The sequence below is a fragment of the Nonomuraea insulae genome, assembly GCF_042656245.1.
This window is the reverse complement of the sequence record NZ_JBHSPA010000027.1, coordinates 187061-208178: the sequence shown is the minus strand read 5'-3', so window position 1 is coordinate 208178 and position 21118 is coordinate 187061. Positions and strand designations below refer to the sequence as shown.

General features: G+C 71.1%; 16 protein-coding genes. 4 read left to right on the top strand and 12 right to left on the bottom strand.

The genetic code is table 11. The features are described from left to right. Nucleotides 1-40 precede the first annotated feature (40 nt). The 4 genes from ACFPZ3_RS23265 to ACFPZ3_RS23250 all read right to left on the bottom strand — a co-directional run bounded on the left by ACFPZ3_RS23265 (nt 41) and on the right by ACFPZ3_RS23250 (nt 7251). Complete coding sequence (locus tag ACFPZ3_RS23265) at nt 41-1333, bottom strand: DUF5719 family protein (RefSeq protein WP_379516312.1); 1293 nt, start codon at nt 1331-1333, stop codon at nt 41-43. Next, nucleotides 1330-4614, bottom strand: a complete 3285-nt coding sequence (locus ACFPZ3_RS23260; protein WP_379516311.1) for a glycosyltransferase — start codon at nt 4612-4614, stop codon at nt 1330-1332. Before ACFPZ3_RS23260 ends, ACFPZ3_RS23265 begins: the two co-directional genes overlap by 4 nt. Nucleotides 4615-4737: 123 nt before the next feature. Then, entirely contained in the window at nt 4738-4998 is a 261-nt protein-coding gene (locus ACFPZ3_RS23255; RefSeq protein ID WP_020546325.1) for a WhiB family transcriptional regulator, read from the bottom strand. A gap of 318 nt (nt 4999-5316) precedes the next feature. Beyond that, nucleotides 5317-7251, bottom strand: a complete 1935-nt coding sequence (locus ACFPZ3_RS23250) for a hypothetical protein (RefSeq protein WP_379516310.1) — start codon at nt 7249-7251, stop codon at nt 5317-5319. Nucleotides 7252-7421: 170 nt separating this feature from the next. On the opposite strand from ACFPZ3_RS23250, the gene cofD reads away from it, so the two are divergent. The 3 genes from cofD (at nt 7422) to ACFPZ3_RS23235 (ending at nt 10493) form a co-directional block, all read left to right on the top strand. Then, entirely contained in the window at nt 7422-8360 is a 939-nt protein-coding gene (gene cofD, locus ACFPZ3_RS23245) for a 2-phospho-L-lactate transferase (RefSeq protein ID WP_379516309.1), read from the top strand. Then, nucleotides 8357-9664: a coenzyme F420-0:L-glutamate ligase gene (locus ACFPZ3_RS23240; protein ID WP_379516308.1), complete on the top strand. Its 1308-nt coding sequence runs from the start codon at nt 8357-8359 to the stop codon at nt 9662-9664. Before cofD ends, ACFPZ3_RS23240 begins: the two co-directional genes overlap by 4 nt. 91 nt (nt 9665-9755) lie before the next feature. Beyond that, nucleotides 9756-10493: a lytic polysaccharide monooxygenase gene (locus ACFPZ3_RS23235; protein WP_379516307.1), complete on the top strand. Its 738-nt coding sequence runs from the start codon at nt 9756-9758 to the stop codon at nt 10491-10493. Between the two features lie 151 nt (nt 10494-10644). Here the strand turns inward: ACFPZ3_RS23235 and ACFPZ3_RS23230 are convergent, their stop codons facing one another. From ACFPZ3_RS23230 to ACFPZ3_RS23195, 8 genes are all read right to left on the bottom strand, one after another. Further along, complete coding sequence (locus tag ACFPZ3_RS23230; protein WP_379516306.1) at nt 10645-12393, bottom strand: substrate-binding and VWA domain-containing protein; 1749 nt, start codon at nt 12391-12393, stop codon at nt 10645-10647. A gap of 82 nt (nt 12394-12475) precedes the next feature. After that, a complete protein-coding gene (locus ACFPZ3_RS23225; protein ID WP_379516305.1) occupies nt 12476-15022 on the bottom strand; it encodes a bifunctional FO biosynthesis protein CofGH in 2547 nt (848 codons plus the stop codon). A 49-nt stretch (nt 15023-15071) separates the two neighbouring features. Then, entirely contained in the window at nt 15072-15965 is an 894-nt protein-coding gene (locus tag ACFPZ3_RS23220; RefSeq protein ID WP_379516710.1) for a DNA-3-methyladenine glycosylase family protein, read from the bottom strand. A 57-nt stretch (nt 15966-16022) separates the two neighbouring features. Continuing rightward, nucleotides 16023-17297 (bottom strand): cytochrome P450, encoded by a 1275-nt coding sequence (locus ACFPZ3_RS23215; RefSeq protein WP_379516304.1) that lies wholly within the window; start codon nt 17295-17297, stop codon nt 16023-16025. After that, nucleotides 17294-17902 carry a GTP-binding protein gene (locus tag ACFPZ3_RS23210; protein ID WP_379516303.1) on the bottom strand — a complete coding sequence of 203 codons (609 nt, stop codon included), beginning with the start codon at nt 17900-17902 and terminating at the stop codon, nt 17294-17296. Before ACFPZ3_RS23210 ends, ACFPZ3_RS23215 begins: the two co-directional genes overlap by 4 nt. Further along, the gene (locus ACFPZ3_RS23205; protein WP_379516302.1) at nt 17883-18239 is read right to left on the bottom strand and encodes a DUF742 domain-containing protein; all 357 of its coding nucleotides are present in this window, start codon (nt 18237-18239) and stop codon (nt 17883-17885) included. The genes ACFPZ3_RS23210 and ACFPZ3_RS23205 overlap by 20 nt, the downstream gene beginning before the upstream one ends. Then, nucleotides 18239-18655 carry a roadblock/LC7 domain-containing protein gene (locus ACFPZ3_RS23200; protein WP_379516301.1) on the bottom strand — a complete coding sequence of 139 codons (417 nt, stop codon included), beginning with the start codon at nt 18653-18655 and terminating at the stop codon, nt 18239-18241. Before ACFPZ3_RS23200 ends, ACFPZ3_RS23205 begins: the two co-directional genes overlap by 1 nt. Further along, nucleotides 18652-19962 carry an ATP-binding protein gene (locus ACFPZ3_RS23195; protein ID WP_379516300.1) on the bottom strand — a complete coding sequence of 437 codons (1311 nt, stop codon included), beginning with the start codon at nt 19960-19962 and terminating at the stop codon, nt 18652-18654. Before ACFPZ3_RS23195 ends, ACFPZ3_RS23200 begins: the two co-directional genes overlap by 4 nt. Nucleotides 19963-20299: 337 nt before the next feature. Here ACFPZ3_RS23195 and ACFPZ3_RS23190 point away from each other — a divergent pair, with 337 nt between their 5' ends. Further along, complete coding sequence (locus ACFPZ3_RS23190; protein WP_379516299.1) at nt 20300-21073, top strand: glucose 1-dehydrogenase; 774 nt, start codon at nt 20300-20302, stop codon at nt 21071-21073. The last annotated feature ends 45 nt before the right edge of the window (nt 21074-21118 follow it).

Here is a 21118-nt window from a genome sequence, read left to right as displayed (position 1 = left end):
GACTCCCGATGATCGGAGACGATGCCGCAGGTAGGAAGCCTCAAGGCAGGACGACGTCGGGCGTGTCCGTCAGCGGCGGGAGCAGTGTCCACATGCGAGCCGGAGCCAAAGGCTGAGCGGTGATCAGGACGCCCGACTTCTGCCGCTCTTCCACGACCCGCGCCCCGTACACCTCCCCCGACACGGGCGTGACCACCACCGCGAAGTCCCCCTTCGCCTTCAGCTTCACCTCCCGTGTCCGCCCCGCCTCCACCTCCACCTCGTACGGCGCCCCCGGCTCGCCCTTGGCAGGCACCACCTGCACCCGCACCTTGCCGGCCCCGCCGAGCGCCGTCAGCAGGAGTTGTGAGCCGGCGCTGTTGCGGGCCACCGCGCTGCCCAGTTCCAGGGACGGCGTTCCGGCGGTGAAGGCGACGTCGGTGCGCTCGCCCATGCCGGTGATGATCAGTCCGGCGACGATCGGGGTGGGAGAGGTGAGCACCAGGGCGGCCGCGGAGCCGGCGACGCCGGTGGTGACGTCCAGGGCGACCACGCTGCCCGCCGGCACGTCCAGCGACTCCCGCCCCTTCATCGCGTACTCCGCGTCCTCGCTCACCGCCTTGATCTGCACGGTGGCGTCCGTCTCGCCGGGAGCCGCGACCAGGAGGCGCCGCAGGCCGCCGCCGCCGGGAATGCCGGGTACGACCACGCGCGTGGACGGTGGCGCCGCCGCCGGGAGCCAGTCCACGCCGCCTCCCTCCAGCGTGGTCCTGGCCGCCACGGCCACGCGGCCGACGACGGTGGTGACGCTGAGGGACATCACGTCGGCCGATGGGGCCAGCGTCTTGAGGTCGATCTCCTTGTGCTCCCCGGGCGCGATCTCCAGGCCGATGCCGGCGTCGCCCGAGATGGGGCCCTCCGCGGCGTACACCTGGACGTCCGCCTGCGCGGGGGCCTTGTCGGCGTTCGTGAGGTGCAGGCGTACGTCGGCGTTCGCCGGCCCCGGTCCCACCAGCCAGGTGGCGGGGGTGGGCTCGGTACAGCGGATCCCGGCCAGGCCCTTGGCGGTGCGGGTGAGGTAGCCGGCCTCCAGGCCGCCGGGGCCGTTGGTCACGAACGGCTTCGCGTCCTCCATGGTCTCCCCGTTCAGGGCTCCCGGCAGGTACACGTTGACCTGCTCCCCCTTCGCCCCCGGGCACACCGCGGTGACCGACTCCACCGCGACCCTCTTCGGGCCGGCGTGCGGGGGTGGGATGGGGGTGGGTTCTGTGACGTACGCGATGCCGTACATGGCGATCAAGGACACGATGACCAGCGCCAGCAGGCCGAACCTGTTCTCCACGAACGCTCTCATGACGCCCCCGCCAGCGCCACGGCGGCCGTCTCCGTGCCTTCCTGCGGGCGTCGCCCTGGCGCCGCCAGGAGGGCCACCAGGAGCACCAGAGCCCCCTGCGTCCACAACCACGGGGTGTGCACCACGTTGACGGGCTGGTCGGGTACGCGGGTGACCGGCTCGGCCAGGCGCCACAAACCGCCCCATTCCGACAGGCTGAGGCGTTCCAGGGACGGCTGCGAGTCCAGCGCCCTGGCCAGTTGGGGCGAGACGGGCGGCGCCACGGCCACCATCGCGATCCCCTGCCGTGCCAGCGTGGCCGCGTCGCCGCCGCGCCCGCCGACCAGGCCCTGCGCCGCCGCGCCCACCCGGGCGCGGGCCTCGGACGCGATGGGCAGCTCCGATTCGCCGATGAGCGGTGTACGCCCGTGCAGCACCGTGAACGCCGACCCCTTGATCACCAACGTCCGTTCCCCATCGGTGGTACGGAACGCCGCCAGCGCGGGCATCACATCCGGCGCGTCACCGACGAGCGGCCCGCGTACCCCGTTGACCATCCAGTGACCGGCGGCCAGCAACGGCGTGCTGAACGCCACCGCCGCCACCGCCATCGCCCCCAGCCGCCGCAACCCGCCCCCGGCGCGTAACTCGGTCAGCCGGTGAGCGGTCAGGCCCACGAGCACGACCAGCCCGGTCCCCGCGAACGCCAGCGGCACCCCCGGCCACACCCGCGCCCCCTCGACCGTGATCCGGCTGATCAGGATGCCCGCCATCACCCCGTAGAGTGCAACGCCCCAGCCGATGGCGACGATCATCCGCTGGCGGCGCATGAGCAGTGCGGCCAGCGCCGCCGCCACCAGCCCCGCCGTCACCCAGAACGGCGGCAGACCGGGCCCTCCCGGGCTGAGCGTCAGCAACGACTCGGAGGTGAGCGCCGCGGCGGGGTCGTGCAGACCGGCCTCCAGCAGGAGCTTGCCGGGGTCCGTCGTGACCAGGTCGATCAACCAGGGCAGCAGGAGGACCAGAGGCACGGCGAGGGCGATGACCATGGACACCACGACCCCACCGCGATCCCCCAGCTTCACCCCCGCGCCGCCACCGCCGCCGCGTCCGTCCCCGCGTCCGTCCCCGCGTCCGCCGCCACCGCCGCCGCGTCCGTCCGCGCGTCCGCCGCCGCGTCCGGCGACGCGTCCCTCCGCACGTCCGTCGACGGTGGCGTCGGCGCGTCCGTCCGCACGTCCTCGACCACGGCCCCTCACGCCACCGCCCCCGTCTCTGCCTCGTCCGCCGCCCGCATGCCGGCGGCGTTCCCCGGCCTGGGCGCCACCTTCGCCACGTACGCCACCTCGACCCGAAACACCGCCCTCACCACGGAGGCCGTCGGAATGAGCGGCGCCGGGCACGGGGGCCGCAAGCGGGGCGAACAGGGTGCTGGAAGCGGGCGCGACGCTCGGGGCGGAGGTGAGGGCGGAGGCGGGGGTGGAGGTGAGGGCGGAGGCGGGGGTGGAGGTGAGGGCGGAGGTGGGGGCGGTGCTCGGGGTGGAGGCGGCGATCCGGGTGGCGGTGGCGCGTCCGAAGGCGAGGGCTCCCAGCACGCCCAGCACCGCGAACAGCGGATACACGAGCGGAACGAACGCCGTCCCCACCGCCAGCGACAACCCCAGCCCCCAGGCGGCCCGGCGGGCACGGCGGCGTTCGGCGGACAGGAGGGTCGTGACGAGGGAGGCGTACACGGGTAACAGGACGAACACCACCGCCGTGCCCAGGCGCCCCGCCGCGATGGCGCCGGTGGCGACGGGCAGGAGCGCGTACGTCCCCGCCGCCCACGCCCGGGCCGGGACCGACGGGATGACGTGCCGCGTGGCCAGGTACGCCGTGGCCCCGGCGAGCGGCACCGACCCCAGCAGCAGGACGGACACCGCCACCCACGTCTTGTCGAGGGCGAGCGTGGACAGGGCGGCGAGCACGGCCACGTACGGCGGCGTCCAGGCGGAGGAGCCGAGCCCGATGTCGTGGAAGCCCTCGGTGTAGAAGGCCCACAGGTCGCTCGCGCCGCCCGTCACCGGGACCAGTGCGCCCCCGCCGAGCCGTTCGCCGCCGAGGAGAGACCGCTCGGCTGTCAGGGAGACGATGGTGAGCGCGAACATGAGGATGACGCCGGGGCGGCCGATGAAGCGCTTGACGGCGCCGGTGTCGGGCGGCGGGACGACTTCCTGGTCCCCGTCGGAGACGACGTGGTGGCGGCCGGCGGAGTCGACGGGGACCTCGCCGGCGAGGAAGCTCTGGATCATGTCGGTGACGCGCCGGTAGGCGGCGCCCCGCGGGGTCATAAGCCGCTTTATGCGGATATATCCCCTCTTGCGGCCGTGGCGGCGCCTCCGGCGGGCCCGTAACAGCCGGAGCGGGTGCACCAGGATCGAGGCCATGGCCACCACCTCGTCCAGCGCGTTCGCGGGCTGCTTGCTCACGATGAACAGCAGTGTGCGGAAGGCGGAGCCGATCATGTTCCTGAGCAGGGCCCACCACATCGCCCAGAACGGCAGGTTCGCCATGACCACGAAGATCGCGTTGCGCCGGTCGAGGCGGCGCGGATGGTCGCCGCTGACCGCGATGCGCCGCCGCCTGCGGGCCGCCGCCTCGGCGTGCCAGGCCACGGCGGAGGTCACGTTCAGGACCTTGTGGCCGGCGTAACGGACCCGCCAGCACAGGTCGAGGTCGTCGCGGAACAGCGGGAAGAACGGATCGAGCCCGCCGACCTGCTCCCACACCTCGCGCCGGACCAGCATCCCGGCCGTGGACACCGACAGCACGTCCCTGGTCCCGTCGTGCTGCCCCTGGTCGAACTCGCGCGGCTCCAGCCCCGTGTCCCTGCGCCCGGTACGGCCCACGGTCACGCCCAGCTCCAGCAGCAGCCTGCGGTCGAGCCAGTCGCGCAGCTTGGGACCGAGCACGGCGGCCTTGGGATCCTGCTCGGCCGCGGCGAGCAGCGCCTCCAGCGCGCGCCTGTCGGGGGCGCAGTCGTCATGGAGCAGCCAGATCCACTCCTCGGGCCCGGCGGACGGCAGCTTGGCCAGCGCCTGGGCGACCGACTCACCGAAGCCGGTGGTGCGCGGCAGGGAGATCAGGTTGCCGCGGCCGAGCGCCTGGGCGAGCAGGTCGGCCGAGCCGTCCCTGCTGCCGTTGTCGACGCCCGCGACCCGGTCCGGCCTGCGGCTCTGGTTGATCAGCGCGCGCAGTGTCTCCCCGAGCCAGCGCGCGCCGTCATGAGCGACGACGATCACGGTGACGTAGGGACGGGACATGAGCGGGTGACTCCTGAGGGGCCTGGGGGATGATCAGGCGGGCCCACCATACAGCGCAAGCCCGATCAGGAGATGCGAAAAGGGTCACACGGCTGTCCGTGTGACCCCTTCCCCCCTTTATCCCTAAACGGCCTGGCGCTTGATCCGTCTGCGCTCCCGCTCGGACAGCCCACCCCAGATGCCGAACCGCTCATCGTGCTCGAGTGCGTATTCCAGGCACTCTGCACGGACCTCGCACGATCGGCAGACCTTCTTGGCCTCTCGGGTGGAGCCGCCCTTCTCCGGGAAGAACGCCTCCGGATCCGTCTGCGCGCACAACGCACGCTCCTGCCAGCCGAGTTCTTCAGCGTCAAGCTGATCCTGTGCGATGACCGGATCGGTCACTGCACACCTCCCTGCCGCCCGCCCGCAATGGAGCCCCCCATGGACGCCTTCCTTAGTACCCACCCACGGGAAGGCGTAACAACATGGTTGTAATTACACGCGCGTGTCGTACGTGGCGTCAAGCGGCATGCGGGTATCCGGGGAAAGACCAGATCTCGCCCCGGTGTGCTCTGCATGTGATGTTCGCACCGGACCGACGCCTCACGCGCATGGCATCAGCCTGGGTCGTTCAAAGCTGTCAGCGGTCGGAACCGTACCAGGGCGGGGTAGACGCCCGCCCGTGGCCCACCTTCTCTCTAGCCGTTCATTGCCGGTCCGTTACCTGCGTGGCTCATTGGGGGTGTATATGGCTGTTGGGTCGATCGGGTCGTCTCCGGGACGGCGCTGGTCGCCGCCGAAGGCGTTTCCTCCGAGCGAGGCGGGGTCGAGCCGCATCGTCGACTCGCCCTGATGCTCCTGCCAGCCCGGCTGGCCCCCGTGGGTGGGCTGGTACTGGCCCTGCTGGGGCTCGTAGCCACCGTGCTGCTGGGGCGGCTGCTGCTGCGGGTGGCCGAACGGGTCGTCATAGGGCTGGGCGCCGGAGTTCGACTGGTAGGTGTCCGCCTGCTGGTAGGCGTCCATGAGCTGCTGCGAGCGCGGGTCCACCGGCGGGTCCGGCTCCTGGTACGCGGCCGGCGTGGCGTACTCCTGGCCCGAGTAGCCCGTGAAAGGCTGGCCACCCTGCGACTGCTGCTGCTGGTCGAACGCGCTCTGACCGAAGTACGACTGCTGCTCGGCCGGCGGGTACTGCACGTTCGGCGTCGTCTCGCCCCCGGGGTATGCGGGCTCGGCCGGGGGTGCGTACGGGTTGCCCTGCTGGTCCGCGGGCGGGGCGTACGGGTTGGGCTGGTCGTTCGCGGGCGGCGCGTACGGGTTCGGGCTGGGTTGTCCGTAGATGTGCGGCTGGCTGTCCGCGGGGACGTACGGGGCCGGGGTGTACTCGCCGGCGGGCGGGGCGAACTCGCCCGCGGGCGGCGTCGCGTACTCCTGGCCCGCGGGGGCCGTGTCGGCCGGGGCGTACTGGCCGAAGCCCTCCGGGGCGAAGGGCTGCTCCGGCTGGCGCTGGTCGGAGGGGCCGGCCGTCAGCGCGCCCCTGATGTGCGGGTACGGCTCGGGCTGCGGCGGGGTGTAGGCCGCCTGGGGCTCGGGCTGCTCCGGCTGCCCACCGAAGCTCGGCGGCTGCTGGCCGTAGCCGGGGGCGGAGGCCTGCTGACCGTAACCGGGGGTGGCGGGCTGCTGGCTGTAACCCGGAGCCGAGGGAGGCTGCTGACCGTAGTCAGGCTGCTGACCCGACGGGGGCTGCTGACCGTAGCCGGGCTGCTGACCCGAGGGAGGCTGCTGACCGTAGTCAGGCTGCTGACCGGACGGAGGCTGCTGGCCGTAGCCGGGCTGCTGGCCCGACGGGGGCTGCTGGCCGTAGCTGGGCTGCTGACCGTATGCGGGCTGCTGGCCGTAGGCGGCGGGCTGCTGCTGATCCTGGGGGCCGCCGAAGCCCTGCATGGGCTGCTGGCCGTAGCCGGGCTGGCCGGGCTGCTGCTGGCCGGAGGGCGGCTGCTGGGCGTACGCGGCGGGCTGTTCCTGCGGGCCACCGAAGCCGGGCTGCGGCTGACCGGGCTGCGGCTGACCGGGCTGGGGCTGCCCGGGGGTGGGCTGCTGACCGTAGCCGGGCTGGCCGTAGCCGGGCTGGGGCTGGCCGGGCTGGCCGAAGCCGGGCTGGCCGGGCTGCCCGTCGAAGAACCCGGGCTGCTGGCCGAACTGGCCGTGGTAGACCTGCGCGGCCTGCCGCTCGGGCAGCACCTGCGGCAGCAGGTACACCAGCGCGATGGCGGTCAGGGCGAGCGAGGGCACGCCGACGAGCACGTACTCGATCGTGGCCCTGGCTCCGGCGCCGGCGAACAGGCCGAGCACGAGCGAGACCATGCCGAAGATCGCGGCCAGGAGCAGCCCGGCGGCGGCGCCGTACGAGATCGGCTTGGCCTTGGGCGACGGGTCGCCGACCTTGGTGACCAGCAACACGGCACCGAGCAACAGCGCCGTCGCGACCGGGCTCGTCACGCTCGAGAAGTTCGACATCGAGCGTTCCGTGAAGGACGACGAGTATTCGGACGAGCCGATCAGGATGTGGCCGATCGCCAGCACCACGTTCATCAATCCGGTGACGACCATGATCCAGGCAGCCGGCTCCTTCAGCCGGGCGACGTCAAATTTGCTCATAAGTACCCCCATAGGACCCTTTAGCCCGAAGGGAGTTTGCCACATCGCCGACTCACCTGCCGGGAGTCCAAGGAAGCTCGTCAACATCAACACGCCCGGCACCAGGAAGTACGCGGGGGAAAACCAGTCCCGGGACAGGGTTGTCAGAGCCCGGTGAAAGACTGGACGGCATGCACATCGTGTCACTCGCCGGCGGCATCGGCGGCGCCCGATTCCTTCGCGGCCTGCGCGCCACCGCACCCGACGCCTCGATCACCGTCATCGGCAACACGGGTGACGACATCACCCTGTTCGGCCTGCGGGTCTGCCCCGACCTCGACACCGTGATGTACACCCTGGGCAGCGGCATCGACGAGGAGCAGGGCTGGGGCCGGGCCAAGGAGTCCCATGTCGTCAAGGAGGAGCTGGCCGCGTACGGCGTGGAGCCGCAGTGGTTCGGGCTCGGCGACCGCGACTTCGCCACCCACATCGTGCGCTCGCAGATGCTGGAGGCCGGATACCCGCTCTCGGAGATCACGCAGGCGCTCTGCGCGCGCTGGCAGCCGGGGGTGCGGCTGCTGCCCATGTCCGACGACCGTTGCGAGACCCACGTCGTGATCGAGGACGAGCGCGGCAAGCGGGCGATCCACTTCCAGGAGTGGTGGGTGCGCCTGCGCGCCTCCGTCCCCGCGCGGTCGTTCGCGCTGGTGGGGGCGGAGACCGCGAAGCCGGCCCCCGGCGTGCTCGAAGCCATCGAGCAGGCCGACGTGATCGTCCTGCCGCCGTCCAACCCGGTGGTGAGCATCGGCACGATCCTTCAGGTTCCCGGCATTCGCGACGCCCTGCTGTCCAAGACCGTCGTCGGGGTCTCGCCGATCATCGGCGGCGCGCCGGTCAGGGGCATGGCCGACGCCTGCCTGACGGCCATCGGGGTGGAGACGACCGCGCAGGCCGTGCTGGAGCTCTACGGCTCCGAGCTGATCGACGGCTGGCTGGTGGCCGAGGAGGACGCCGGGGTCGCGCTCGACGGCGTGCGCGTGCTCGCCCGGCCGATCCTCATGCACGACGCCGACGCCTCGGCCGACATCGCCCGTACCGCCCTCGACCTGGCCCAGGAGCTCGCCCGATGACCAGCACGCAACACCCCGGCCGCCCGGCGGGCGCCACCCCCGAGCGGATCGAAGTGATCGCCGTGACCGGCCTCGGCGAGGTGCGGCCGGGAGATGACGTGGCGGCGCTGCTGGCCGGCGCCGAGCTGCGCGACGGCGACATCGTCGTGGTCACGTCCAAGATCGTGAGCAAGGCCGAGGGCCGGGTGCGGCACGCCCCCGACCGCACGAAGGCCATCCTGGAGGAGACCGAGCGGGTGGTCGCCAGGCGCGGTGACACCGTGATCTCCCAGACCAGGCACGGTTTCGTGATGGCCGCCGCCGGGGTCGACGCCTCCAACACCGAGCCGGGCACCGTGCTGCTGCTCCCCGACGACTCCGACGCCTCCGCCAGGCGCATCAGGGCGGGGCTGGGCGGGCGGGTCGGAGTGATCGTGTCCGACACCTTCGGGCGGCCGTGGCGCAACGGGCTGACCGACGTGGCCATCGGGGCGGCCGGCGTGCGGCCCCTCGACGACTTCCGCGGCGCCTCCGACTCCTACGGCAACCAGCTCAACGCCACGGTCACGGCGCTGGCCGACGAGATCGCGAGCGCGGCCGAGCTGGTCAAGGGCAAGCTCGACGGGGTTCCCGTGGCGATCGTGCGGGGGCTGTCCCACTTGGTGACCGAGGACGACGGGCCGGGGGTCAGGCCGCTGGTGCGGGCGGCCGACGACGACCTGTTCCGCTTCGGGTCGCGGGACGTCGTGTTCGCCCGCCGTACGATCAGGCAGTTCTCCGAGCGGCCCGTCGATCCCGAGGCGGTGCGCAGGGCGGTCGCGGCGGGCATCGCGGCGCCCGCGCCGCACCACACGACGCCGTGGCGGTTCGTGCTGCTGGAGTCGCCGGAGACCAGGACGAAGCTGCTCGACGCCATGCGGGAGGCGTGGGTCGCGGACCTGCGCGGCGACGGGTTCTCCGAGGAGTCGATCGCCAAGCGGATCAGGCGCGGCGACGTGCTGCGCGAGGCGCCCTATCTGGTGGTGCCGTGCCTGGTGATGGAGGGGTCGCACACCTACCGCGATGATCGGCGCAATGCCTCCGAGCGGGAGATGTTCATCGTGGCGACCGGCGCCGGGGTGGAGAACTTCCTGATCCAGCTCGCCGTCGAGGGGCTCGGCTCGGCGTGGGTGTCGTCCACGATGTTCTGCCGTCCTGCCGTACGCGAGGTGCTGGATCTGCCCGATTCGTGGGACCCGATGGGCTGCGTGGCCATCGGGCACGCCGCCGCGCCGCCGCGGGATCGGGCGCCGCGTGACGCGGGTGACTTCATCGTCACGCGTTGACCGGGTTTCGGACAGCGGTCAGCCAGACCGTTTACCGTTAGGAAACTTTCCTTTACATTGGGGCCATCCCCCCATGTAAAGGAGCCACTTCATGAGAAGGACTCTCACGTTAGTCGCCGTGGTGGTGATCGCGGTCGCCACCACGGTGTTCAACACCACCCCGGCCTTCGCGCACGGCTATGTGCTCACACCGCCCAGCCGCCAGGCGAACTGCGCCCAGGGCAAGGTCTCCAACTGCGGCAACATCATCTACGAGCCGCAGAGCGTCGAGGGCCCGAAGGGGCTGCGTAACTGCCACGCCAACCTGGGCCAGTTCGCGCAGCTCAGCGACGAGAGCAAGGGGTGGCCCGCCGCCTCGGTGGGCAGCACGGTGACCTTCACCTGGACCTTCACCGCCAGGCACTCGACGCTCAACTACGAGTACTACATCGGCAACACGCGGGTGGCCGTGTTCAGCGGCAACGGCCAGCAGCCGCCGGCGACGCTCTCGCACACGGTCAACTTCTCCGGCTACTCGGGCCGGCAGAGGGTGCTGGCCATCTGGAACATCTCCGACACCACCAACGCCTTCTACTCCTGCATCGACCTGAACATCGGTGGCGGCGGTGGCAACCCGACCCCGACGCCCACCCCGACGGTCACGCCCACGCCCACCCCGACGCCGACGGTGACCCCGACCACGCCTTCCGGCACGTGGAGAGCCGGTACGGCGTACGCCATCGGCAACACCGTGACCTACAACGGCGTCACCTACCGATGCCTCCAGGCGCACACCGCCCTCGCCGGGTGGGAGCCGCCGAACGTTCCGGCGCTCTGGCAGCGCGTGTAACCGCTCCACCGGACACCCCGAACCGGAAGGGGGCGCTCTCCGGGAGCGTCCCCTTCCCCTTTGAGACGCAGGGCGGCCCTCTCCCGCCGGCCGCACCTCGGGGGGATGGGACCGCACGGTGGCCGGTCCCATCCCCCCGAGGTGCGGCTGGTCAGGTTGTGGGTTTGCAGGTGGGGTGGCACAGGCGGCGGGCCAGCGCGGCGAGGAAGACGTCGATGATCTCGGCCGGTTCCTGGGCCTCGTGCAGGGAGCCGTTCGTGGTGGCCGTGATCTGCGACAGGCTGGCCCGATCCACTCCCTTCCCGAACGCGATCACGATGATCTGAACGGGCTTGTCCGGGTTCCACTCGTGCCGCAACACGTCGAGCAGCTTGGGAAGGTCCACCCCCTTGCCATCGTCCCGCCCGGCCGTGATCACCAGGAGCGTGTTGTTCATCTCCTCGCGATACTCCCCGCTGACCTTGCGGAACCCGCTGAGTATCGAGTCGTACAGGGAGCTGTCGAGCTTGGGATGCGCGGTGATCGAGCTGGTCAGCTCGTCCAGACGGCTGCGGCGGATCACCTGCCCGGTCTCCGGCTCGCTGATCGGCCCGAGGCCGACACGTTCCCGGTAGCCCCTGATGTGGTCCAGCGAGTCCGCGAACTCCCACAACCCCATGTGGGTGGAGTCGGGGAAGAGCTGCAGGCCGATCTTGGCGGCCTGGAGCGCCACGCTGACCCGGGTGGAGCCGTTCATCGGCTCGGCCATGTGCTTGGAGGTGTCGGCCAGCACGAGGATGTTGGTCGGCGGGGCCAGCCGGCTCCAGGCGCGCAGGGCCTCGTCGATGTCCTGCGAGGAGACCGAGGTCCTGGTACGCGGCGCCCCGGAGGGGATCCGCGGCCCGGGCGAGATCGGCCCCTGGGAGCCGTCGCCCGACCTGAACCCGGCCCGCCGCACGATCTCCTGCGCCTGTGGCCGCGTCAGCCAGCCGGCGAAGACGGTGGAGGCGTCGGCGACGTCGGGATCGGTCGCGGTGACGACGTACGGGTAGTCGAGGTTGATCGTGCCCTCGCGCGGGTTCAGGGCCACGACGGGGTCGGCGGAGGGCCGCAGGTTGTGGTTCCAGACCGACTGCTCGGGGACGATGACGACGGGACGCCGCCAGAACGTGCGGTCGTCCACGGCGGCGAGCATGCTGCGGTAGTCGGGCGCCGAGCCTGCCTGAGCCCACCGTACGAACGCGGTCAGCGCCTTGTCCGCCTCCGGCCCCGTGCCGACGACGTCCCTGGCGGCGGCCACGGTGGCGATGCCCGCCCCGGCCAGCGAGGGGTCCGGCACGCGTACGACGTCGGGCTCGTTGTCGGTGGGCGTCAGCCGTCCGCGTACGGTCGAGGGGAAGACCATCCGCCAGTTCATCTCGGTCCGGCCGACCGAGAAGCGCTGCGCCAGCGACGACCGGGTGGCGAACACCAGCGGCGAGGTCGCCACCACGCTCTCCCCCGCGGGCAACGCGCTCGCGCCCTGCTGGCGGGCCAGCCTGATCCAGGCGGAGGAGTCGGAGATCCACCCGTCGGGCCGCTCGCTCAGCACGCCGGCCCGGTCGCCGATCAGCGTGCGTAAGACGGTGGCCGGTGGTTGCTCGGTCACCTGGACCAGCACGCACCGGCCGCCCACGGCCGTCTTCGTCCCGTTGAACCGGTCCGCGGCCTCCATGACCGCGGGAGCCACGTCCACGGCCGCCGCCACATTGACCAGAACAGGCTCTCGTGTGGTGCACAGCACGCCGCCGCCGCCGAAGATCACGACGAGGCCGGCCGCGACGATGGCCACGGCCGTCAGCCCCGCCAGCATGCCGCGCTGGAACGCCTTCCTACGCCGCTGCTCGGGGGGCAGCGCGGCGCGGTGTCGACCCAACCGCACGGTGAACCTCTCTCCCAGGGGAGTGACGATTCTCCCAGCGCTTCACATGGCGAACGCAAGAGCTTGTTAGAACATGTTACAACTAGGCCAGCGGCAGGACCCTTCTGACGCTCTGGCAGACGCCGTCGCTGGCCGCCGAGGCCGACAGCCGCTCCTCGCTCGGGTGGCCGTACTCGGTGGTGCGCTGCCTGACCGGCCTGCCCGTGACCTCGACCATCTCGCGCAGCTCACTGATCGTCTTGTACGAGCCGTTCTCCGACCCGGCCATCCTGCTGATCGTCTCCTCCATCAGCGTGCCGCCGAGGTCGTTGACGCCACCCTGGAGCACCTGGTGGCACAGGTCATCCTGGAGCTTGACCCAGGAGCACTGGATGTTCTTGATCGCGCCGTGCAGCAGGATCCTGGACAGGGCGTGCACGGCCCGGTTCTCCTGCGCGGTCGGCCCCGGCCTGGCCACTCCCGCCAGGTAGATGGGCGCGCTGGTGTGCACGAACGGCAGCAGCACGAACTCGGAGAAGCCGCCCGTCTCCTCCTGCAGCCGCCTGATGAGCTTGATGTGCCTGACCCAGTGCAGGTGGTTGTCCACGTGCCCGTACATCATCGTGGAGGTGGTGGGGATGCCGACCTTGTGGGCCGTGGTGATGACCTCGATCCACTCCTTGGCCGGCAGCTTGCCCTTGGTCAGCACCCAGCGCACGTCGTCGTCGAGGATCTCGGCCGCCGTGCCCGGCAGCGAGTCCACGCCGGCCTCCTTGGCCGTCTCCAGCCAGTCGCGAATGGACAGGTTCGTGCGGGAGGCTCCGTTGATGACCTCCATCGGGGAGAACGCGTGCACGTGCATATCGGGCGTCCTCGCCTTGACCGCCTGGGCGATCTCGAAGTACGCGGTTCCCGGCAGATCCGGATGGATGCCGCCCTGCATGCACACTTCGGTCGCGCCCGCCGCCCACGCCTCCTCCGCCCGGTCCGCGACCTGGTCGAGGCTGAGGGTGTAGGCGTCGGCGTCGGTACGGCGCTGGGCGAAAGCGCAGAAGCGGCAGCCGGTGTAACAGACGTTGGTGAAGTTGATGTTCCGGTTCACGACATAGGTGACCTCGTCGCCCACGGCCTCCTTGCGCAGGGCGTCGGCGATCCCGGCCAGCTCGTCCAGGGCCTGCCCCTCGGCTCCGAGCAGGGCCACGGCCTCGTCGTCGGTCAGCCCGGCGGGGTCGGCCTCGGCCCGCCTGAGCGCCTGGCGCACGTCGCTCGGGGTGGCGGCGGCCACCGTGCCGAGGCGTTCGCGCAGGGCGTCCCAGTCGCCGTAGACGTGGTCGAAGTCGTCGCGGCGGTCGTTCGTGCGGCCCGTGGTGTCCACCTCGACGTGCAGGTCCACCCGTCCCGACGCGGCGAACCCGCCGTCGGGCTCCTGCCAGGGACGGCCTTCGAGTACGGCGTCCTCGCGGGCCAGCCCGGTGGCCGGGTCCGCCAGGGCTTCGACGTGGGCGATCACGCGGGGGTCCAGCCAGGGCTCCCCAGCCCGCACATATTCCGGATATATCGTCAAACGCTCCCGGAGCTGGAACCCGGCCTCCTTCGTACGGGCCGCGAGGTCGTCGATCTGCGGCCACGGGCGTTCGGGGTTGACGTGGTCGGGGGTCAGCGGCGACACCCCGCCCCAGTCGTCGATCCCGGCCCGGATCATCAGCTCGTACTCGGCGTCCACGAGGTTGGGCGGGGCCTGGAGGCGTACGCGGGGGCCGAGCACGAGCCGGGAGACCGCGATCGTGGCGGCCAGCTCCTGCAGGTCGGCGTCGGGCAGGCCGCGCATGGCCGTGTCGGGCTTGGCGCGGAAGTTCTGGACGATGACCTCCTGGATGCCGCCGTACTCCCTGGCCACCTTCCGGATCGCGAAGATCGACTCGGCCCGGTCCTCGACGGTCTCGCCGATGCCGATCAGGATGCCCGTGGTGAACGGCACGTTCGTCCGGCCCGCGTCCTCCAGCACCCGCAGCCGCACGGCCGGATCCTTGTCCGGGGAGCCGTAGTGGGCCTGCCCCTTCTCCTCGAACAACCGCCGCGACGTCGTCTCCAGCATCATCCCCATCGACGGCGCGACCGGCTTGAGCCGCTGGAAGTCCCGCCAGCTCAGCACCCCCGGGTTCAGGTGCGGCAACAGCCCGGTCTCCTCCAGCACCCTGATCGCCATGGCTCGCACGTAGGACAACGTGTCGTCGTAACCGTGCGCGTCGAGCCACTCCCTGGCCTGGTGCCAGCGGTCCTCAGGCCGGTCGCCCAGCGTGAACAGCGCCTCCTTGCAGCCCATCGCCGCCCCCTGCCGGGCGATCTCCAGCACCTCGTCGGGGCTCAGGAAGGGCGCAGGCAGCTTGTTCGGCGCGGTAGCGAACGTGCAATAACCACAACGGTCCCGGCAGAGCCGGGTCAACGGGATGAACACCTTCCTGCTGTAGGTGATGATCCCCTCGCGGCCGGCGGCCCGCAGCCCGGCGTCGCGCACGCGGGAGGCGTGGTCGAGCAGCGGGCCGAGGTGCTCGTCCCGGGCGTGCAGGAGGACGGTCGCCTCGGTGATGTCAAGGGTCTTGCCGTCCCTCGCGCGGGCGAGGGCACGGCGGAGCGCGGAGTCAGAACTCATAAAGGCACAGTACGACGGCCTGAGTTCGCCGTACGCACTCAGGGCGGGGTCAGAACGATCGGTAGTCGCGTGCCGCCATCCGGGGCCCCCGCGCGGGCGGGCGCAGGCCGGTGAGCCAGACGAGCACCGTGGCGCGGTGCCGATGCCCCGCGTACGGCTCCAGCAGCCGCATCATTCCTTGATCGTCCGTCTTCTCCCCGGTCAGCGCGTAACCGACGAGCTTGGCCAGATGGAAGTCGCCGACGCTGACGGCGTCGGGGTCGCCGAAGACGCGCTGGCGTATCTCGGCCGACGTCCACACCCCGATCCCGGGCAGCGCGCGCAGCAGCCGGTCGAGCTCCTGTGAGGTGGCGGCCGCCTCCAGCTTGCCGGCGTGCCAGGCGGCGTTGGCGATCGTCCTGGCGCGGACGGCCTCGGCGCCCGCGAGATGCCAGTGCCAGCTCGGGACCTGCCGCCACACGGAGGGCTCGGGCACCACCCGCATCCCCTCGGGGGCCGGTCCTGGAGCGGGCTCGCCGTAGTGTCCGAGCAACCACCGCCAGGCCCGCCACGCCTCCCGCCCGACGACCTTCTGCTCCAGCACCGCCGGTACGAGCGCCTCCATCACCCGGCCCGACCGCCCGAGCCGCAGCCCCGGATATCTCCTGGCGGCCTCCGCCAGCACGTCATGCTTGACGCTGAATCCCGAAATATCGTCGTACGCCCCCACCAGCGCGGGCATACCCTCCAACGCCCACCCCGCCCCAGGCCCCCACGCCTGCCCGTGCACGGACCCGGCCTCGGTGGTCACCCTGAGCGTGCAGGGGCCGTCAGGCGTCCTTGAGGTGCGCCACACGGAGCCGTCGGCGCTCTGACGCCACGTGGGATCGCCGGTGCCGCGCTTGTGGGGCGCCAGGGCCATCCCCACGTCCAGCGGCCCCTCGGGCTCCCACCTGCGCTCCATCACCCGTACAGTGTGCCCTGGCCGTCCACCGGCCCGGACACCGCGAGGGCGGGGGCATCAGGACGGATAGCCCGGCGTGAACTCGACAGGCAGCGATTCCAGGCTGCGCATCTGGATCGACATCCGCCACTCCAGCGACTCGGGCGGCACCGCGAGCACCACGTCCGGCAGCCGGTCGAGCAGCGTCTCCACCGCGATGTGCGCGATGACCTCGGCGAGCTCCGGCGCGGGATGCGGGCAGCCGTGCGCGCCGTACCCGAACGACATGTGCGCGTGGTTGCCGACCGAGCCGCCGTAGAAGTCGGGCCGTACCTGCGGGTCGAGGTTGGCGGCGGCCAGGCCGCAGACGAGCAGGTCACCGGCGCGGATGCGGCGGCCGCCGAGCTGGGTGTCGATGACCGGCCACCGCCCGATGCTGATCTGCCCGGGCGCCTCCTTCCACAACACCTCGTTCAGCGCCTGGCCGATGCTGCGCCGGCCGCCCGACAGCGTCATGGCGAACCGGTCGTCGGTCAGCATGAGCTGCAACGTGTTGCCGATCCAGGTGGCCGTCGGGTCGTGGCCCGCGGTCATGGTCAGCAGCAGGTCCTGGGTGAGCTCCTCGTCGGTGAGCCTGGCAGGATGGGCGAGCAGCCGGGAGGGCAGGTCGGGCCCCGGGTGCTTCCGCTTCAGCTCCAGCAGCCCGGCCATGATGGTCTGCACCCGCCCGTACGCCTCCATCGCGGCGGGGCCGCCGTTCAGCGTCGTGGCCACCTCGCCGACCAGCGCGCGGGTGTCCGCGTCCGGCAGGCCCAGCATGGAGCCGAGGACGAGCAGCGGGATCGGGTTGGCGAACTGCGCCATCAGGTCCGCCCGTCCGGAGCCGATGAACGTGTTGACCAGCCCCTCGGAGACCCGCTCGCAGTGGGTGCGCAACTCGAACTGGTCGGCCTGGGACAGCGCGTCGCTCATCGCTCCCGCCCGGCGCTCGTGAGCCGCGCCCACCTCGAACAACATCGACGGCTGGTAGCCGACGTACGCCATGAGCGGCCAGTCGGCCGGGATGTTGTCCCACTGGTTCCACTGGCGCGAGTCGCGGACGAACAGCTTGGGATTGCTGAGCACGTACCGCAGCTCGCGGTAGCCGAGCACCAGCCAGCCCGGTACGTCCCCCTCCAGCACGACCGGCACCACGGGACCGTGCCGCCGCATCTCCTCGAAGGCCCGGGCGGGATCTTGGTGGTACGCCCTGCCGTACATCGGGAAAGCGCCGTCGAACGCGTTGCGCTCAGGCTCCTCCTGCCGGGCGGCGAACCAGGAGGTGGCTTCGGTGGAATGCGTGTAGTCGGTCATGAGGTCACCTGCCGGGCGGAGGACAGAGCGTGGAGGTGGTCGACGAGCTTGATCAGCACGGACTTGCTGGATTCCCGCTGCCGCGCGTCGCACGCGATCAGCGGCACGTCGCCACCGAGGTCGAGCGCGTCGCGTATCTGGTCGAGCGAATACGTGGACTCGCCGAACTGGTTGTGGGCCACGACGAACGGCGTTCCGTGGTGTTCGAGCCGGTCGATGGCGTACCACGAGTCGGCCAGGCGGCGCGTGTCGACCAGGACGACGGCGCCGAGCGTCCCGGTGAACAGGCGGTCCCACAGGAACCAGAACCGCTCCTGCCCGGGCGCGCCGAACAGGTAGAGCACCATTTCCGCGCTCAGGCTGATCCGGCCGAAGTCGAACGCCACCGTGGTGGTCGACTTCCCCGCCACGCCCCGCGCGTCGTCGATCCCGACTCCCGCCTGCGACAGGGTCTCCTCGGTGCTCAGCGGACGGATCTCGCTGACCGACCTGACCATGGTCGTCTTGCCTACGCCGAACCCGCCGACGATCACGATTTTCAGCCCGGTGTTCGCGGAGCTCGGCAGCGGAGTGCGGACGGCCGGTTCAGAGCTTCTCGAGTCCAACAAGCACCTGCTTCAAGAAATCGGGGTCGGGCAGACGCGCCTCGGCAGGCGCCGGGCGCGGGTTCCTGGCGGTGATGCGTCCCATGTCGAGCAGGTCGCACAGCAGGATGCGCACGACGCTGACCGGCATCCGCAACTCCGCGGCGACCTCCACGACAGCGGTCGGTCCCTGGCAGAGCCGCAGGATCCGGGCATGCTCCGACTGCATGCCCGGGGTGGGATCGCCCTCGCTCACGATCAGTGTGACCAGGTCGAAACCGTCGTCGGCCACGTTGCTGCGCCCGCCGGTCACCATGTAGAGGCGGTCCGGATTCTCATCCTCCAGGCGCGGCGACATCAGAGTCGGCTGCTCTGCTGGGGGGCACGGGGTGGCGCGGTCAGATACTCACCGATCTGTTCCACGAGTTCGTTCATGTTGTGGCCGATGAGGCCCGGGTCGGCCTCGTCGCTGGCCACCACGGCGAGGTGCGCGCCCTCTCCCGCCTCCACGATGAACAGCAGCCCGCCGTGGAACTCGGTCATGGACTGGCGCAGGCCCCCCGTGCCGTCGCCGAACTCGATGGAGGCGCCGTACGACAGGCTCTGGATCCCGGAGGCGATCGCGGCGAGTTGGTCGGCGCGATCCACGGAGAGCGCGCCCGTGTGGGAGAGCCGCAGGCCGTCCCTGGACAGCACCACCGCGTGCCTGGTCTGCGGAGTCCTCTCCAGGAGGCTCTCGAGCAACCAGGCGAGTTCCTGATCTGAGGTTCTCATTGGGATTCGTCCTCACCAATCTGTCGTGCCCTGCCCGCCTTGTAGAAGGCAGAGAACTTGGCTCCGGGTTCGGAAAACGGCCGCGAGGACCTGGGCTCCTGGCCGGCCGGCCGCGACGGCGTGTGCGCGGACGAGGCGGCGGCGAGCGTCTGCCCTTTCCGGCGCCGCGGCAGGCCGTGCGGCTCCCTGTCCGGCTCCCTGTCCGACTCGGGGGCCGCCTGCTGCGGCACGGCGGCCTGCCGGGTGCGCGGGACAGGCGGCGGAGGGGGCTGCGTCGCCTGCGGCACCTGGACGTTCTGGCTGATGATCTGCTGCGGGATCATGACCACCACGCCGGTGCCGCCGCGCGAGGACGGCCGGAAGGAAACGGTCAGCCCATGCTTGCGGGCCAGGCAGCCGACGACCGCCAGCCCGAGGCGGGACCCGGACAACTTGGTGAAGTCCAGCGGCTCCGGGGAGACGGCGCGTTCGGCACGGGCCAGCGCGGCGGGGCTCATCACCAGGCCGCAGTCCTCGATCGTGACCACGATCCCCGCGCTGACCTCCTCCACGTACACGTGCACCTCTTCGGTGGGCGGGGAGAAGCTGGTGGCGTTGTCCATCAGCTCGGCGAGAGCGTGCATGACGCCCTCCGCGGCATGCCCGGCGATCGCGAACGTGGACACCGAGTGCACACGGACCCGCTGGTAGGCGCTGATCCTGCCGATCGCGCCACGCAGAATGCTCTCCATGACGATCGGCTTGGTCCAGCGCCGCCCCGACCGTGCCCCGGTCAGCACGGCGATGCTGTCGGCGAGCCGACCGGCCTGCGCGGTCGTGTGGTCCAGCGTCAGCAGGTCGCCGAGGCTGACCCGGTCGTGCCGGTCCTCCATGTCGCGCAGGTCGGCCAGCATGCTGGTGGCCAGCGCCTGAACCCGGCCGGCGGCACTCGCGCACGCGGAGGTGGTGGCGGCGCGGATCCGCTCCTCCCTGCTGACCTCGTTGACGAAGATCCGCAGGATCTGCCGGTGGGCCCGGCTCGCGGGCCGCGAGATCCCCATGAGCACCGACTCCGCCGACGAGCCGCTCCGGATCCGCTTCACCGTATCCGGCATGACCTCACTGGCCATCCGGGCCAGCTCCGCGTCCCCGACGGCCAGCCTCTTACGCAGCCGCCGGCTCTCCTGCTTCCCGTACACCGCGAACGCGACCGAGCAGCACACCAGAGCCGCCGCGACGCCGAGGGTCCAGGCGAGGAACGTCCGCGTCGAAGCGGGCGCGACGAGCACAGCCAGCAGCGACGCGACCCCCGTCAGAGCGACCGTCATCGTCAAAATGACCAGCGCGTCACGCAACTCCGGGCGCGCCGCACGGTGTCGAGTGCGTACCTGTACTGACATCTATGGTCCTCATCGGCAGGTGGAGCACGGTCACCGCGAACGTGACAGAGCCGAATGCGAAACATTCAGTCCGTACGCGCGGCGCACGGACCTGTCCTGGCCGATATCCATGATCGCGGGCGAGCAACACGGGATCTTACGACATTTGCCGAATATAGTCAGCACGTCGGGAAAGCTGGCTTGCCGATCTCGACACGTTGATCGCCTCTCCAGTACGGTGCGACACCTCTATCCGTTCGTCGCAGTTCTTGGGAGTCGGCTCCAGATGGCAGGTTCACTTCTCGGCGGTAAAGTCGCATTGATCACGGGCGCGGGATCAGGCATCGGCGCCGCGACGGCGCTGGTGTTCGCCGGGTACGGCGCCAAGGTCATGGTCGCCGACATCGACGAGGACGGCGGCAGGCGCACCGTCGCCGACGTGACCGCGGCGGGCGGCGAGGCCGCCTTCGCGTGGGTGGACGTACGGCGGGGCGGGGCCGTCAAGGAGATGGTCGACTTCACGGTCGAGCGGTTCGGCCGCCTGGACTGCGCGGTCAACAACGCCGGAGTGGACACCGCGGGCGACGGCCGGCTGCACGAGGTGCCCGAGGAAGCCTGGGACGCCTCCATCGGGGTCAACCTCAAGGGCGTCTGGTGGTGCATGAAGCACGAGCTCACCTACATGCTGGCGCAGGGCTCGGGCTCGATCGTCAACGTGGCGTCGGTGGCCGGCCTGGTCGGCATCGAGGCGCCCTTCGTCTCCCCGTACGTCGCCGCGAAGCACGGGGTGGTGGGACTGACCAAGGCGGCCGCCCTGGAGTACGCGACCACGGGGGTCCGGGTGAACGCCGTGTGCCCCGGCGCCGTGCGTACGAAGATGGTCGACGATCTGATCGACCAGGGGATCATGACGCTGGAGCAGACGGCGGCCTACCACCCCGTCGGCAGGTACGCCAACCCGCCGGAGATCGGCGAGGCGATCGCCTGGCTCAGCTCGGACGCGGCGTCGTTCGTGAACGGGCTGCCGATGGCCGTGGACGGCGCCATGACAGCCCGCTAGCAGTCCTGACAGGGCGGCCGCGGATCCCCTTCGGCCGACCGAGCC

Coding starts and splice junctions, on each gene's coding strand:
- ACFPZ3_RS23225 (WP_379516305.1), bottom strand. CDS start 15,022: ATGAGTTCTGACTCCGCGCTCCGCCGTGCCCTCGCCCGCGCGAGGGAC.
- ACFPZ3_RS23190 (WP_379516299.1), top strand. CDS start 20,300: ATGGCAGGTTCACTTCTCGGCGGTAAAGTCGCATTGATCACGGGCGCG.
- ACFPZ3_RS23260 (WP_379516311.1), bottom strand. CDS start 4,614: ATGTCCCGTCCCTACGTCACCGTGATCGTCGTCGCTCATGACGGCGCG.
- ACFPZ3_RS23235 (WP_379516307.1), top strand. CDS start 9,756: ATGAGAAGGACTCTCACGTTAGTCGCCGTGGTGGTGATCGCGGTCGCC.
- ACFPZ3_RS23215 (WP_379516304.1), bottom strand. CDS start 17,297: ATGACCGACTACACGCATTCCACCGAAGCCACCTCCTGGTTCGCCGCC.
- ACFPZ3_RS23220 (WP_379516710.1), bottom strand. CDS start 15,965: ATGGAGCGCAGGTGGGAGCCCGAGGGGCCGCTGGACGTGGGGATGGCC.
- ACFPZ3_RS23205 (WP_379516302.1), bottom strand. CDS start 18,239: ATGTCGCCGCGCCTGGAGGATGAGAATCCGGACCGCCTCTACATGGTG.
- ACFPZ3_RS23250 (WP_379516310.1), bottom strand. CDS start 7,251: ATGAGCAAATTTGACGTCGCCCGGCTGAAGGAGCCGGCTGCCTGGATC.
- ACFPZ3_RS23240 (WP_379516308.1), top strand. CDS start 8,357: ATGACCAGCACGCAACACCCCGGCCGCCCGGCGGGCGCCACCCCCGAG.
- ACFPZ3_RS23265 (WP_379516312.1), bottom strand. CDS start 1,333: ATGAGAGCGTTCGTGGAGAACAGGTTCGGCCTGCTGGCGCTGGTCATC.
- ACFPZ3_RS23195 (WP_379516300.1), bottom strand. CDS start 19,962: ATGACGGTCGCTCTGACGGGGGTCGCGTCGCTGCTGGCTGTGCTCGTC.
- cofD (WP_379516309.1), top strand. CDS start 7,422: ATGCACATCGTGTCACTCGCCGGCGGCATCGGCGGCGCCCGATTCCTT.
- ACFPZ3_RS23200 (WP_379516301.1), bottom strand. CDS start 18,655: ATGAGAACCTCAGATCAGGAACTCGCCTGGTTGCTCGAGAGCCTCCTG.